This window comes from Xanthomonas sp. 3793 (assembly GCF_024806835.1).
Classification (GTDB): Bacteria; Pseudomonadota; Gammaproteobacteria; order Xanthomonadales; family Xanthomonadaceae; genus Xanthomonas; species Xanthomonas arboricola_F.
The window spans coordinates 24080-38269 of record NZ_JANTYU010000004.1; the positions used below are offsets into that span (position 1 = coordinate 24080).

General features: G+C 63.5%; 11 protein-coding genes. 6 read left to right on the forward strand and 5 right to left on the reverse strand.

The annotated features are described in order from the left end of the window. Window positions 1-55 precede the first annotated feature (55 nt). Complete coding sequence (locus FHY18_RS13705) at window positions 56-1918, forward strand: SLC13 family permease (protein WP_259156023.1); 1863 nt, start codon at window positions 56-58, stop codon at window positions 1916-1918. 162 nt (window positions 1919-2080) lie between these two features. On the opposite strand, the gene FHY18_RS13710 is transcribed toward FHY18_RS13705, so the two are convergent. Further along, window positions 2081-2422, reverse strand: a complete 342-nt coding sequence (locus FHY18_RS13710) for a Rieske (2Fe-2S) protein (RefSeq protein WP_259156024.1) — start codon at window positions 2420-2422, stop codon at window positions 2081-2083. 261 nt (window positions 2423-2683) lie between these two features. On the opposite strand from FHY18_RS13710, the gene FHY18_RS13715 reads away from it, so the two are divergent. The 5 genes from FHY18_RS13715 to FHY18_RS13735 all read left to right on the forward strand — a co-directional run bounded on the left by FHY18_RS13715 (window position 2684) and on the right by FHY18_RS13735 (window position 7013). Further along, window positions 2684-2959, forward strand: coding sequence for a hypothetical protein (locus tag FHY18_RS13715; protein ID WP_259156025.1), 276 nt, complete (start codon window positions 2684-2686; stop codon window positions 2957-2959). Window positions 2960-3173: 214 nt separating this feature from the next. After that, window positions 3174-3887 carry a fumarylacetoacetate hydrolase family protein gene (locus FHY18_RS13720; protein ID WP_259156026.1) on the forward strand — a complete coding sequence of 238 codons (714 nt, stop codon included), beginning with the start codon at window positions 3174-3176 and terminating at the stop codon, window positions 3885-3887. Between the two features lie 61 nt (window positions 3888-3948). Continuing rightward, window positions 3949-4380 (forward strand): large-conductance mechanosensitive channel protein MscL, encoded by a 432-nt coding sequence (mscL, locus tag FHY18_RS13725; RefSeq protein ID WP_259156027.1) that lies wholly within the window; start codon window positions 3949-3951, stop codon window positions 4378-4380. Between the two features lie 109 nt (window positions 4381-4489). Next, window positions 4490-5908 carry a M28 family peptidase gene (locus FHY18_RS13730; RefSeq protein ID WP_259156028.1) on the forward strand — a complete coding sequence of 473 codons (1419 nt, stop codon included), beginning with the start codon at window positions 4490-4492 and terminating at the stop codon, window positions 5906-5908. Window positions 5909-5960: 52 nt separating this feature from the next. Next, window positions 5961-7013 (forward strand): LacI family DNA-binding transcriptional regulator, encoded by a 1053-nt coding sequence (locus tag FHY18_RS13735; protein WP_259156029.1) that lies wholly within the window; start codon window positions 5961-5963, stop codon window positions 7011-7013. Between the two features lie 149 nt (window positions 7014-7162). On the opposite strand, the gene FHY18_RS13740 is transcribed toward FHY18_RS13735, so the two are convergent. The 4 genes from FHY18_RS13740 to FHY18_RS13755 form a co-directional block, all read right to left on the reverse strand. Beyond that, on the reverse strand, window positions 7163-8203 hold the full coding sequence (locus FHY18_RS13740) for a cytochrome P450 (RefSeq protein ID WP_259156032.1): 1041 nt from the start codon (window positions 8201-8203) through the stop codon (window positions 7163-7165). 115 nt (window positions 8204-8318) lie between these two features. Next, on the reverse strand, window positions 8319-8408 hold the full coding sequence (locus FHY18_RS13745; protein ID WP_016851134.1) for a tryptorubin family RiPP precursor: 90 nt from the start codon (window positions 8406-8408) through the stop codon (window positions 8319-8321). 337 nt (window positions 8409-8745) lie between these two features. After that, on the reverse strand, window positions 8746-10389 hold the full coding sequence (locus FHY18_RS13750; protein ID WP_259156948.1) for a glycoside hydrolase family 6 protein: 1644 nt from the start codon (window positions 10387-10389) through the stop codon (window positions 8746-8748). 731 nt (window positions 10390-11120) lie between these two features. Then, window positions 11121-14057 carry a TonB-dependent receptor gene (locus FHY18_RS13755; protein ID WP_259156039.1) on the reverse strand — a complete coding sequence of 979 codons (2937 nt, stop codon included), beginning with the start codon at window positions 14055-14057 and terminating at the stop codon, window positions 11121-11123. Between the last annotated feature and the right edge of the window lie 133 nt (window positions 14058-14190).

Consider the following 14190-nt stretch of genomic DNA (forward strand, 5'->3'; position numbering starts at 1 on the left):
GACGCCGCAGTCGCTTGACCAATCCCCACTCCCGAATCCCGAATCCCGGCCCCCAATGGATACCGCGCTGACGCTGACCAACGATATGAAGCTCGTCCTCGGGCTGGTCGGTTTCACGATGGCGATGTTCCTGTTCGAGCGCATCCGCGCCGATGTGGTGGCCTTGATCGTGCTGGTGGTACTGGGTGTCACCGGCCTGGTGGCGCCGGAAGAATTGTTTGGTGGTTTTTCCGGTAACGCGGTGATGAGCATCATCGCCACCACCATCCTGGGGGCGGGGCTGGAGCGCACCGGTGCGTTGAACCGCCTGGCCACCTGGCTGCTGCGGCGTTCGCACGGCAGCGAGCAACGCCTGATGATGATGACGCTGGCCATCTCCGGCTTGAACTCCTCGTTCATGCAAAACCCGTCGGTGATGGCCTTGTACCTGCCGGTCGCCTCGCGGCTGGCCGCGCGCACCGGGCTCACCTTGCAGCGCATGTTGTTGCCGATCGCCGCGGCCATCGTGATGGGCGGCGCGCTCACCATGGTGGGCAATTCGCCGCTGATCCTGCTCAACGACCTGCTGGTGTCGGCCAACAACAACCTGCCCTCGGGCATGGCCAGCATCGAGCCGTTGACGATGTTCGCGCCGCTGCCGATCGGCGTGGCCTTGCTGATCGCCGCACTGCTGTACTTCCGCTTCTACGGCGACCGCAAGCTGATCGAAGAGGAAAGCTTGATCAACGAAGGCGTCACGCCATCGCGTACCGAAAGCTATTTCGCCAAGACCTACGGCATCGACGGCGATGTGTTCGAGCTCACCGTGACCGCCGAGAGCCCGCTGGTCGGCATGACCCTGGGCGAAGCCGAAGCCATTCACGACGCGCCGCTGCTGCTGGCCCTGAAGACGGGCAACGACACCCGCCTTGCACCGCCGGCGGACATGCGCATCTGGGTCGGCAGCGTGCTGGGTGCGATGGGCAAGCGCCAGGAGGTGACAGACTTTGCGCAGAACCACTTCCTGCGCATGTCCTCGCGGCTGCGCAACCTGGGCGACCTGTTCAACCCCAGCCTTGCGGGCATTTCCGAAGCGGTGATTCCGCCCAACTCACGGCTGATCGGCAAGAGCGCCGGCGAACTGCGCCTGCGCAAGCAGGCCGGCATCAGCCTGCTGGCGATCAACCGCGACAAGCAGGTGATCCGCGAAGATGTACGCAACGTGCCGCTGCGCGCCGGCGACATGCTGGTGTTCCATAGCATCTGGCAGGACCTGGCGCAGGCAGCGGAAAGCCGCGACTTCGTGCCGGTGACCGACTTCCCCAAGGGCGAGCAGCGCCCGCACAAGTTCAAGATCGCGATGGCGATCTTCGCCTTCACCATCCTGATCGCATTGACCTCGCGCCTGCCGGTGGCGCTGACCTTGATGACCGGCGTGGCCTGCATGCTGGTCAGCGGCGTGCTGCGCATGGACGAGGCCTATGCCTCGATCAACTGGAAGACCATCTTCATGATGGCCGGCCTGATTCCGCTGGGCTGGGCGATGGACAGCAGCGGCACTGCGGCCTGGGTGGCAGGCCACACCATCGACCGCCTGCCCGAAGGCATTCCGGTATGGGCGCTGGAAATCAGCCTGGCATTGTTGACCACTGCGTTTTCGCTGGTGATCAGCCATGTGGGCGCCACCATCGTGATGGTGCCGATTGCGGTCAACCTGGCGCTGGCGGCCAACGGCAACCCGACCGCGTTCGCGCTGATCGTGGCGTTGTCGGCGTCCAACAATCTGATGACCGCCTCCAACCCGGTGATCTCGATGGTGGCCGGCCCGGCCAATTATCAGCCGCGCGAGCTGTGGCGCGTGGGCGCACCGCTGTCGCTGATCTACATCGTGGTGATGGTGTCGATGATCAACCTGATGTTCTGGTGGGCGGCACGCTGAAGGCTGGTGAGTTGCGGGTTGGCGCTCGATCGGCATGCGCCGTCACCGCATCAGCTCACGCGCACTGCGCAACCTGCCTGCGACGTCGCATCGTCGATCTCCACGCATCAAGCGCCGGACTGCATTCGCTATCGGGTTGCAGCGCGCAAATGTGATCGGCCTTTAGCCGAGCACCACGTGCTCGCCGTCGACGCGTACCGGCACTGCCACCAGCGATTGACCGCGACACGGGCCACTGATGCATGCGCCCGCAACGAGTTCGAAGGCGGCACCGTGCGCAGCGCAGACCAGATGGCCGTCCTTGGTCTTGAGGAACTGGCCGGGCGCCCAATCCAGCCTGCGTCCGGCATGCGGGCAGACGTTCAACCATGCGCGTACCTGCGCACCATCGCGATACAGCACCAGCGACTCCGGGCCGTCGTCCCAGCTCGCTTCCACTTCCAGAAATCCGGCATCGGGAATCTGCGCCAGGGTGGCGAGCGCGGTCGGTGAGGACGATGACATGAGCAACGCTTGCGAAGAACGGTCGCCGATTGTGGCATGTGCCGGCATCGTCTCTGCGTAGCGCGACGCCGCGTCGCTGCCGGCGCCACGTGCGAGATCACCTGGAACCACCGCTCATCCAGAGGCTGCGGCAGACCCCCGGTCAGCACACACAGCGTGATGCATTTAACAAAACGGCGCTCGAATTAACGAAGTTTTCACTCAATGACATGAAACCGCAACGATACTGCGCGCTTGTTTCCTGCCCGGCAGCCCACCGCCATGCCTGCACGCATCTTCCAATTCGGCAACCTTCACCACCTGTTTGCGCCACGCAAGCCGCGTCACCCGTTGGTGCGCGTTGCCGCAGGTCTCGCCGGCCTGGCGATTCTTGCGGTGCTGATCTTCTTCAGCGTGTTCGTCGGCGCGGCGATGATTCTGGGCGGCGTCGCCTGGAAAGTGTTGAGCAAGTCGAACCGCCGCACGCCGCAGCAGGCGCGTGTGGTCGAGGCCGAATACCGTGTGGTGCGCAAGCCCGCGCTGCCGATGTCGCACTGAGCGTCTCGCGCACCCGACGCGCCCCGCGCCGGGTTCCACATCGTCGACTCCTTGAATCGGCATGTCTGCAGGCATGCCGACTCGCGTTTTGATGGCTGATCGGTCGACCTGCCTGCCGTGCGAGCGAATGAGCTGCCGCACACTTCACTAGCGAAGGTTCCGTCGTACACGGCCAAGCGGCTAGACTCACCCGTCCCGTTCCGAGGATGCGTGCATGACCCACGATGTGATTCCCGCTACCGATGTTCCGCGCATTCCGGTGGTGGGTGGCGGCAGCTTTCCGGTGCACCGCATCTACTGCGTGGGCCGCAACTTTGCCGATCACGCGCGCGAGATGGGCGCCACCGCACCGGCCTCCAAGGCCGAGCGTGGCCAGCCCACCTTCTTCATGAAGCCTGCCGATGCCATCGTGGTCGGCCACGGCGACCAGATCCCCTACCCGCCTGGCACCAACGAGCTGCATCACGAAGTGGAACTGGTGGTGGCGTTGGGCAGCGATGCGCCGGCCGGCGAGTTGCCGCTGGAGCAAGCCGAAGGGCTGATCTACGGCTACGGCGTGGGCCTCGACCTGACCCGTCGCGACCTGCAGGCTGCGGCCAAGGCCAAGGGCCTGCCGTGGGACATCGCCAAGGGCTTCGATCACTCCGCGCCGATCAGCGAGCTGGTGCACGCCGGTGAAGTGGGCGCACTGGATGCGCTGAACCTGTCGCTGGAAGTCAACGGACAGGTGCGCCAGCAATCGCTGCTGGATCAGATGATTTGGAACGTGCCGGAAATCCTGCATGAGCTGTCCAAGCTGTATGCACTGCGCGCAGGCGACCTGATTTTCATGGGCACACCGGCCGGCGTCGGCCCGTTGCTGCCGGGCGATCGGTTCAGTGCGCGCCTGGAGAACGTGGCCGAGCGCCACGGCATCATCGCCGGCTGACATCGGCCGGGCTACGATCGGCACAGCGGCAGTCGGTCCGCGTCCGCAGCTGGAGTGCACTATGGGAATGGTCAGCGAATTCAAGCAATTCGCAATGCGTGGCAACGTCATCGACCTGGCGGTCGGTGTCGTCATCGGTGCAGCGTTCGGCAAGATCGTCACTGCACTGGTGGAAAAGATCATCATGCCGCCGATCGGCTGGGCCATCGGCAACGTTGATTTTTCCAAACTGGCCTGGGTGCTCAAGCCTGCAGAGGTCGACGCCGCCGGCAAGGAGATTCCGGCCGTGGTGATCGGCTACGGCGATTTCATCAATACCGTCGTGCAGTTCGTGATTATCGCCTTCGCAATCTTCCTGGTGGTCAAGCTGATCAACCGTCTGAGCAATCGCAAGCCGGATGCGCCCAAGGGCCCGAGCGAAGAAGTGCTGTTGCTGCGCGAGATTCGCGACTCGCTGAAGAACGACACGCTCAAGCCGCCAGGCGCGCTGTAAGCGGACACATCCACTGCGCGCTTCGCGCATGGGGATGACTTTTCGCACGCAGACGGGGGACCTCGCGCTGATAAGCTCGGGGACCCCCTTGTCGTTGGAGCCGCCCTGCATGCGTCGCCTCGCCGTTGCCATCTCCGCCCTGCTCGCCACCTCCTCCGCGCTCGCTGCACAGACCACCCTTGCCGATAGCGCGCTGCGCACCGCCGCGCAGCTGCGCGAGCAGGCCCTGGCCGACACCACCAGCTTTGCCGTGGTGGAATCGCTCACCACCGAAGTGGGCCCGCGCATTGCCGGTGGCGACGCCGATCCGCGCGCAGTGGCCTGGGCCAAAGCCAAATTCCAGTCGCTGGGCTTCGACAAGGTGTGGACCGAGCCGGTGACCTTTCCCAAGTGGGAACGTCGTAGCGAACACGCCGCGGTACTTGGCGCGCACGCGCAACCGTTGACCGTGACTGCCTTGGGCGGCAGCCCGGGCGGCAGCGTCGAAGGCGAGGTGGTGCGCTTCGAGAACCTGGCCGCCCTGCAGGCCGCGCCTGCCGGCTCGCTCACCGGCAAGATCGCCTTCGTCGATTACCAGATGGTCAAGGCGCGCGACGGCAAGGATTACGGCAACGGCGGCGCGGTGCGCAGCAAGGGCCCGTCCGAGGCGATCCGCAAGGGCGCGATCGGCTTTGTGATGCGCTCGGCCGGCACCGATTCGCATCGCGTACCGCATACCGGCATCACCCGGTTCGACGAAGGCCTGACGCCGGTACCCGCCGCCGCGTTGTCGGTGCCCGATGCCAACCAGCTGGCACGTCTTGCTGCGTTGGGCGCCACGCGCATCCGGCTGGCGCTGGATTGCGGTTGGGACGGCACCGCGACCTCGTACAACGTGATCGGCGAGATCACCGGGCGCAGCAAGCCCAAGGAAGTGGTGGTGATCGGCGGGCATCTGGATTCGTGGGATCTGGGCACCGGTGCGATCGACGATGGCGCGGGCGTGGCCATCACGATGGCCGCCGGGCATCTGATCGGCCAGCTCAAGCAGGCGCCCAGGCGTACGATCCGTGTGGTGGCTTTCGCCAATGAAGAGCAAGGGCTCTACGGCGGCAAGGCCTATGCAGCCGCACATGGCAAGGATGCCAAGGACATGGCCTTGCATCAGATTGGCGCAGAAAGCGACTTCGGTGCCGGGCGCATCTATGCGTTCAACACCGGGTCCGCAGCGCCGGACGACTCGCGCGCGGCAACCAGGCAGATTGCCGAGGTGCTGGCACCGCTGGGCATCGAATACGCGCCGAGCAAGGGCGGGCCCGGCCCCGATGTGGGGCCGATTTCCGCCAAGGGTGGCGCGTGGGCGTGGCTGGCGCAGGACGGCACCGACTACTTCGATCTGCACCACACCGCCGACGACACGCTGGACAAGATCGACCCCAAGGCGCTCGCGCAGAATGTTGCCGCCTACACGGTATTTGCGTATCTGGCGGCCGAAGCCGATGGCGATTTCGGCAGCCGTGCCAAGACCGTGCAACCGCCGAACGAGTAATCTGGCAACGCAGCGCTGCGAACGCGTTTTTACTCCAGGACGAGCACATACGATGGCGGTCAAGCGGCAACGCAGTGCGAATACCGCGGCCACGTTGCTGGACGTCGCCAAGCATGCCGGCGTCTCGCCGATGACCGCCTCGCGCGTCATCAATCGGCACCCGCATGTCGGACAGGACATGCGGGTGCGCGTGGAAGCATCGGTGCAAGCCTTGGGCTACCGGCCCAATCTCGCCGGCCGCTCGCTGCGCACCAGCGGCCTGTTGCGCATCGGCGTGTTGTACAGCAACCCCAGCGCCGCCTACCTCAATCAATTCATGCTCGGGCTGCTGGAACAGAGCAGCCTCAACGGCAGCCAGGTGCTGGTGGAAAAGTGCGGCGCCATCCGCAGCCAGCGCGCAGCCACCGAGCGCTTACTGGCGGCCGGCGTGGATGGCGTGATCCTGCCGCCGCCGTTGTGCGATTCGCGTCAGACCATCAATGAACTGGATGCGCGCAGCATCCCGGTGGTGGCGGTGGCGAGCGGCGCACCGATGGCGCAAATCAGCTCGGTACGCATCGATGACTATCAGGCCGCACGCGCCATCGTCGCGCACCTGATCGAACTCGGACACCGACGCATCGCGCTGATCAAGGGCGACCCCAAACACACACCGAGCGCGCTGCGCGCCAACGGCTATCTCGACAGCCTGCAGGCTGCGGGAGTGGAGATTGCAGAGAACCTGATCGCCGAAGGACTGTTCACCTATCACTCCGGGCTGCTCGCTGCGCGCAGCCTGCTGGCCCAACCCAGACCACCGACCGCTATTTTCTGCAGCAACGACGACATGGCGGCGGCCGCGGTTGCGGTTGCACACGGACTGGGCCTGCGCGTGCCCGAAGATGTCTCGGTGGCCGGCTTCGACGACACGCCGGTCGCCACCACCATCTGGCCCGAACTCACCACCGTGCATCAACCGGTGACGGCGATGGGACGCGCGGCAGTGTCGTTGCTGGCAGATGCCATTCGCCAACGCCGCAAGGGGGATGCCGCGCAGGGCGTGCATCAGGTGATGAAGTACACCCTGGTCAAGCGCGGCTCGACCGCCGGCCCCCCCGAGGACTGACGCGTTGAGGCGTGAGCGTGCAGCAAATAGCTCGAGGCTGCAGTTGGGAGCGCGCGCGTCTGCGATCTGGCAGCAACGTCCTTCGCGTCGTCTCGCTGCGCCGATCCACCCCAGTTGCCGCTGCATCCGCGCTCAAAGAGCCGCATGCCCTAGCCACGCACGACGTCGAACCGAGATACCCCGAGCAAACCTGCCAGCGGAACCTGTGCCTGGCGCTGCCGCGGACTGACGACCAACCCCTGACTGCGCAGGATGTCCAGCAACTGCTCCGCAAGGGGCATCACCATGTGCCTGCCCCAACAGCGCTCTGACGCGTGACCGAACGGGAAATAGCCAGGCTGATGATCCGGATCCAGCTGGTTCCAACGCTGCGGGCGAAATTCATCCGGCGCCTCCCACAATGCGGGGTCGCGATGGCTCAGCAGCGGCAACACCAACACATCGTCCTGCGCGCCGATACGGGCATCGAGCAGCGCATACTCCGGCGATGCATTGCGCAAGATGTTCCAGGACGGCGGCAACAGACGCAGCGACTCGTAGACGATAGTGCGGCTGGAAATGTCCGGATCGAAAGGCGATCCAAGCCACAGTGCGTTTGCGACCAGGGTGGAGATGGTGAAACACACCGGCGCCGCAGTTCGTCGATACAACCCCATGGCAAAGCGCCGCGCATCGTAACCGTCCGCGACGGCGGTCACTGTCGCAAGTGCCGACGCGTTGGCTTGCAGCGCGAGCGGCCTCAATGCACCGACGGCGATAAGTGCCCAAGTCAGCTTGGGCGTCAGCTCCAGGGTGCGATCCATCAACATGCGTAAACGCAGGGGGTCGCCACCCAGCAGCAGATCCCGCAAATACACGTGCCCCACATGCGGCCAAGGGCCGGATAGATCAACGTCCGCCGCGATGGGGCGCTTCAATGCCTCGCGCACATCGCGTCCGATTGCCTGCATCAGCTTGGACGCCTGCACGCGCGCAATCGATCGCCCCTGTAGCGGTTTGAAGGTCGGCCGCTCGGCTTCGGTTGCCGGACGTGCAGCGAGCAATCGATCCGTAACCGAGGAGCCGGCAACGCCAACGGTCTCCCCATCCAGCCGAAACAGATCCTTGCCCATGTGCTCGCGCAGCAGCGCCTGCAAACGCGGCGCAAAGACCGTCGCCCGGCCCAAATCAGCGCTGGTGGATAGGGACATGAGGATCGCTCTGCGCTTGTTGAAGCCCGCGTCCGGCAGTGCCTGCCTCGCGCGGGCGGGCATAACCAACATCACACGACACGCAAGGCGGTTTTTGCCGCGCTTGCCAGCGTGCTCAGTACCAGATGTACCAGGAGTAGGACTTCAGACTTTTCTTGGAGGCCAGCAGATTCTTCAGCGAGAACAGCATCTTCATGAGCGACATCCTATTTGGGGAGCGGTGAGTTGCCCTGATGGGCGTTCGCATAAGCGGTTATGCGTGATGCGAGCGGACATGGTCGCGCTCGCCACGCCAAGCTACGCCCAGCGATCACCCGGGAACATTGCGTGTGCGCACAGATTCGTCACCCTGTAGCAATCGCATTGCCGCAATACGCGCTTTGACGCACACAACTTCGCGCTCCGGATAAACGCCCATGGCGGCCGGCTGGCCGCCATAGGCTCAACACACCGACCGGTCATCGTCGCAATGCCGTCGTGGCGGCCACATGCGCCGCCCACGACGGATGGACACCAGCGTCACCGGTGTCCATACGACGGCATCACTTGACCGGCTTGGCACGCACCACGGCCGATGACGCGCTGGTCCCGGCACCGCTGTTTGCCGTGACCACGTAGTCGTAGTCCGCACCATTGCTGACGGACCGATCGACATACGACGCCGTTGCGACGTTGGAACCAACCGTCGTAAACGCAGTTGCGGCACCTGCACGACGCTGCACCGTGTAGCTGGTTGCTCCCGCTACCGGCGACCAGCTCAGCCTGACCTGACGATCGCCGACCGTGGCAGTGAGACCGCGTGTTGCGCTCGGCGCCGCGATCGTTGCGGGGGCGGCGACCGCGGTGCTGGCGGTTGCGATCGCCGGGTACGCGTTGTTCACCAGCTCGACGAACTGGTTATGGAACCAGGCTCCGGAGATCGGCGCGCCGGCCAGTGCGCCGGTCAACACGCCATCGGCCGTGGTGTAGGTCGGATCGCACATCCGATCGAAGCCCTTGCCCTCGTTATTGGAAATGAGGGTGCTGGAGCCATCGGACTCGCCCGGCGGCTTGACCCACGCATATGCATCCAGATGCGGACCCGGTGCTGCGGTGGGGAGCGCACCAATCCCTGCCCCGCTCTGATTGCACCAGTTGCCACGATGCAGGCGACGGTCGATGCGGCCGCTATTGACGTAGGTATTGATGTCGCTGCCGGACGCGCCGGCCGGACGATTCGGCCCGCCCCATCCGTTGCGGCCGGTATCGATGATAAAGCCGATCGTGCTGGGCCAGCCCGCGCTAACGAACCCGCTGTAGAGGGCCTGGGTAAAATCGGTCTCGTCGAAATAGGGATTCCATTCGTAGTATTTCGACGACTTGATCGGCTGCCCGCTCACGCTCAACTCGGGATTGGGCAGATTGGGTTCGTTCAACGGCGTGGTGTTGGCGGTGTTGGTGACAAAGCCGTCAACGCTTGCCAGACCCGCGTTTGTTCCCTGGACCACACGTGTATACAGCGAAATCGACGGACCGCGATTGCTATCCCAGCCCAACCAACCGGAGTGACCGATATCCAGGTAGTTGTAGGTATTGGGAATGGCGTGCAGTTTATTGAGCGCGTACTTGATGCCTTCCTCGTAAATTCCCGTGGAATTGGCCAGCGCGCATCGCATGTCATTCAAGTTGGTGACGAGGTTTGGCAGGCTATCGGGCTCGATCACATTGACGATGCGGATATCCTTGTATTTCGGATCCGCAAATATCGCTGCAATGACGTCGATATATTCTTTCTTGTAGCGCTCCAGCGCCGCCGGGGTCAGCGGCAATTCGCCATTGGACGCCAACGCGTGACAATCGCGACCAGGCAGATCGTAGATGACGAAACTGGCGGTAATCGGCGTATTGGCTTTTTTCTGCGCCAACGCGGCATCCAGATGCCCCCTCAACCCAAGCCGCCCGGCATTCTGCGACCCACCGGAAATCGCGGCGATGCGATCCAGCCAGACTGCGGTGGGAAAGGTCTTCACCACGCCCATCTTGGCCTTCAACGGCACCCCCTTGACCTTCGCAATCGATGCATCGACTTTCTTGGCGTAATCGGGATTCACATAACCGCTTGCCCCCACGAAGGGGTTGTCGACGTGCACCTGCGCGCAGACGCCGGCGACGAATAACGGATTCAATGCCAATAGCGATAACGCCATCGAGCGCCGGAGGTTATGACCGATACCCTTACTGAATTTCATTGGATTCACCTTGTTTTTAATCGAATGGTGTTTATTAAAAATCCAAGAAGCGCTGCCTCGTGGCCTGCCTTGTTCCTCTTCAGGGCACCCATCAGAGATGTCCGGAGCCAACCGAACGCGCTCCGTCGGCGTCCCGCCGAAGAGCATTCGCATGGCATAACATCGACAATGTCCGCACCGACACGCAGGCCAATGGCCTGTTTGTGTCCCGAGACATCACCTAAGACCTCAGATTCATTGGAGGCGAATGCGGCCGCGCCGACGTTATCGTCGCGACGATTGCCACCGTGATATGCGGAGTATCTCCAGGGAGCGTTTGAGCGATCAGCATGGAATGCTGTGCCTGCGAACGGGGTGGTAAGTTCGCCATGCGGAAACTACGCCGCATAACCGGCATAAGCAATCGTCAAACATTGCGTTTGGGCACAGATCCAACGACTGTCCATAGCGACATTTCAACTGCAGGCATTACTGCACAAATGGATGTGCCATTACGCACAAAAAAACGGCCGCATCGCTTCCCGACGATGCAGCCGAATGGGAGGGTGCCCAACGTTGCCGTCGGGCGTCTTACAGCACCGGCACGCCGGTGACGGGAAGAAAGCGAAATGACCGCTTGGAGAGGGACAACAGAAGATCATGTGCGACACGAGGCAGGGGTGCGCCGTGTCGCACATCGGAACATCACATCAAAAGCGCAGACGCAGGCCCGCGTAATAACGACGCTCGAAGATGTTCTGGTCGTAGTAGTGATTGGTCCACTGCGCGTAACGCCGCTCGCTTTCACCGGTGAGGTTGGTGGCCTGGGCGTACAGCGTCAGATGATCGTTGACGTCGTAGCTGAAGGAGGCATCCAGATAGCCGACATCGTCGTTCCAGATCGCCAGCTCATCGCCCCAGGCACCGCTGTTGACCTGACTGAAACGCTTGCTGCGCCAGTTGTAGGCCACGCGCGCCTGCAACTTGTCCTTTTGATACCACAGCACCGCATTGGCCTGATGCTTGGAGTTGTCACCGATCGGAAGCGAGTTGCCTTCGATGTCGGTGTTGTCGGTATCGGCATCGGAGAAGGTGTAGTTGATGTTGGTACCGAAACCGCTCAGCCAGCCCGGCAGGAAATCGAAGGCCTGCTGATAGCCGATTTCAAAGCCCTTGATCTTGCCGCCACCGCCGTTGACGATGCGTTCCACCGGTCCACCCAGCCGCACCACGCCGTCGGCATCGGGCTGCGGCTCGATGTTGGTCACCGTGGTGGGGAACGACTTCACATCGATCAGGAACGCGCCCACGCTGATCAACGACGCATCGGAGAAATACCACTCCCACGAGGCGTTGTAGTTGGTGGCGCGGTACGGATCCAGATCCGGGTTACCGGAGCGTCCGTTGAGAAACAGCACTGCATCCGACGGCAGCGCGGGGTTGCGCGGCGGCGTGCCATTGACAGCGTAAAAGCTCACCAGGCCGCGGCCGAGATCGGGCAGGTCCTGGCGTGCCACCGCCTTGTTGTAGGCAAAGCGCAGCTTCTGCGCGTCGGTGATATCCAGCGACAGGTTGGCGGTAGGCAGTACATCGGTGTACTGGCGGTTCAGGCGATTGGTGCCGATCGCCGGGCTGACGCCGTTCCATTCCACGTTGCCGATGAACACGTTGCCGCTGCTCAGGTACTGATCGATCGCCAGCTTGGTCTGCACGATGCGCGCGCCGATGTTGGCCGTCCACGGCACCGCACTGCCGGTACCGCCTTCCAGGTTCGCAAGGAAGTACGCTGCGGTGCTCTTTTCGGTGACCTTGTACGAGTCTGCCGCCTGCTGGTAGGCCACGTTGCCCGGGTACAGGCTGTTGAGATAGCCCACCGGGTCCTTCATGACCTGCGGGTTGATCGCCGGCAAGCCCTGGCTGCCCAGGCCGGTGACCTTGAGCGGATCGAAGTCGTTGAAGTACGCCCAATAGCCGGGGATGGAGTTGAACGGCAGCAGACGCGCTTCGGAGACGCCGCTGCAGGTGTCGACGATCAACGGGTCCTTGAAGTAGTACAGCGAGCGATTGGGATCTGCGCATGTGGTCGACACCGGCGACAGGTAGCGATAGGTATCCAGCTTGACCTCACGCTCGCCGTAGCGAATGCCGAACTGGAACCCGCGCACCACGCCCTCATCGAACTCGAAGGTGCCGTCGGCGCGGAACGCGTCCATCGTCGCTTCGATCTTGTTGCCCTGTGCCCACGTGGACATCAGCTGCCAGTTGTCCGGGTTGGACACATCGGTGCCCAGGTTGACCGCCGGATAGGTGCCGCGGAAATCCACCGAGGCATCGACCGTCGGCAGTCCGTTGGCATTGGCCCATTGCGTGACGCCGCCGGCGCGCGTGATCTGGTCGCCGCGTGTCACCACCGCATCGGCGCGCGCTTCGTCGTAGGTACGCTGCGCATCGCCATGCACCCAACGGAACGACGCACGGAACGGACCGCCGTCATCGAAGCGCAGTTCCAGGTTGGTATTGAGCGAATCCGAATCGGCCACGCCGGCCATCGAATGCGCCTGGAAGCGGTTGTAGCGGAACTGGCCGTATTCGAGCACACCGTTGGAATCGACCACCGATCCTGGCTGCAACTGATTGGTCGCCCAACCGGTGTGCAGCTGTGCGGCCACCGAGGTGTCGTGGTCTTCGAGCTTGGTATAGGCCGCATCGGCCAATACCGTCCACGAATCATTGATGTTGAACTGGAACGAGCCGTTGACGCCGGTGCGCTGGCGGTCGGTGCTGCGGTTATCCAGTTCGGTGGCGACCCAGTTGTAGAAATAGTCGCGCGGCAGGTTGGACGGATCGGTATTGCTGCCGATGCGGCCATCGCCGTTGAAATCGAAGCCCACGTTCTGCTCGGTGGATTTCTGCGCACCGTTGGAATACACGCTGGGGTGCTTGTTCTCCAGCGTGGCATCGGAGTACGACACAGCCAGCAACGCGCCCCAGCGCTCGGTGCGGAAGCTGGCAAGGCCCGAGTACAACTCGTTGAGTTCCTGCACTCGGTCGCCGTAGGAGCCTTCGGCCTGGCCGCTGAAGGTCCAGCCTTCGGGCAGATCGAACGGGCGACGCGTCTTGAGCGACACCGTGCCGCTGATGCCGCCATCCAGGTCGGCGGCGGTGGGCGACTTGATCACGTCCACGCCGCTGAACAGCGTCGGCGGAATGTCGACGAAGTCCGGTTGCGCACGTCCGATGTTGGGTTGGCCGAACTGATCGCCGCCACCAGCGCTCAGATACAACTCGCCGTTCATCGTGGTCTGCACCTGCGGCATGCCGCGGATATTGAGCTGCGAGCCCTCGCCCGCAGAGCGCCGGATCTGCACGCCGGGCACGCGCTGCAGCGAATCGGTGATGGTGACGTCGGGCAGCTTGCCGATGTCTTCGGCGGAGATCGAGTCGATGATCTGCGCGGCAGTGCGCTTGTTCTCGATGGCCTCGGCCTGCGCGCCGCGCACGCCCTTGACCATGACCTTGTCCAGATCGGTGACGCCGGCCGTGCTGCCGGCTTCCTGCGCTGCGGCAGTTGCCGCGACCAGTGTGAGTGCAGCCGCCAGCGCGGCGGCCAGCGGGGTGTGACGGGTACTGCGATGCAGCTTGTTCATGGTCCCCTCCCAGGGATGACGACAATCCACGACCGTTTCGAATGGCAATGCCGGGGGGCAATGCAGTAATGGCTGACGCGCCGATCGGTGCGTCAGTGCAGACGCCGTGCAAGCGCACGACGTGGCAACTTGC

Excerpts from the sequence above, each read along its gene's own strand:
- FHY18_RS13740 (WP_259156032.1), bottom strand. The coding sequence starts at position 8,203 with ATGTCCCTATCCACCAGCGCTGATTTGGGCCGGGCGACGGTCTTTGCG.
- FHY18_RS13755 (WP_259156039.1), bottom strand. The coding sequence starts at position 14,057 with ATGAACAAGCTGCATCGCAGTACCCGTCACACCCCGCTGGCCGCCGCG.
- FHY18_RS13735 (WP_259156029.1), top strand. The coding sequence starts at position 5,961 with ATGGCGGTCAAGCGGCAACGCAGTGCGAATACCGCGGCCACGTTGCTG.
- FHY18_RS13745 (WP_016851134.1), bottom strand. The coding sequence starts at position 8,408 with ATGTCGCTCATGAAGATGCTGTTCTCGCTGAAGAATCTGCTGGCCTCC.
- FHY18_RS13750 (WP_259156948.1), bottom strand. The coding sequence starts at position 10,389 with ATGGCGTTATCGCTATTGGCATTGAATCCGTTATTCGTCGCCGGCGTC.
- mscL (WP_259156027.1), top strand. The coding sequence starts at position 3,949 with ATGGGAATGGTCAGCGAATTCAAGCAATTCGCAATGCGTGGCAACGTC.
- FHY18_RS13720 (WP_259156026.1), top strand. The coding sequence starts at position 3,174 with ATGACCCACGATGTGATTCCCGCTACCGATGTTCCGCGCATTCCGGTG.
- FHY18_RS13715 (WP_259156025.1), top strand. The coding sequence starts at position 2,684 with ATGCCTGCACGCATCTTCCAATTCGGCAACCTTCACCACCTGTTTGCG.
- FHY18_RS13705 (WP_259156023.1), top strand. The coding sequence starts at position 56 with ATGGATACCGCGCTGACGCTGACCAACGATATGAAGCTCGTCCTCGGG.
- FHY18_RS13730 (WP_259156028.1), top strand. The coding sequence starts at position 4,490 with ATGCGTCGCCTCGCCGTTGCCATCTCCGCCCTGCTCGCCACCTCCTCC.
- FHY18_RS13710 (WP_259156024.1), bottom strand. The coding sequence starts at position 2,422 with ATGTCATCGTCCTCACCGACCGCGCTCGCCACCCTGGCGCAGATTCCC.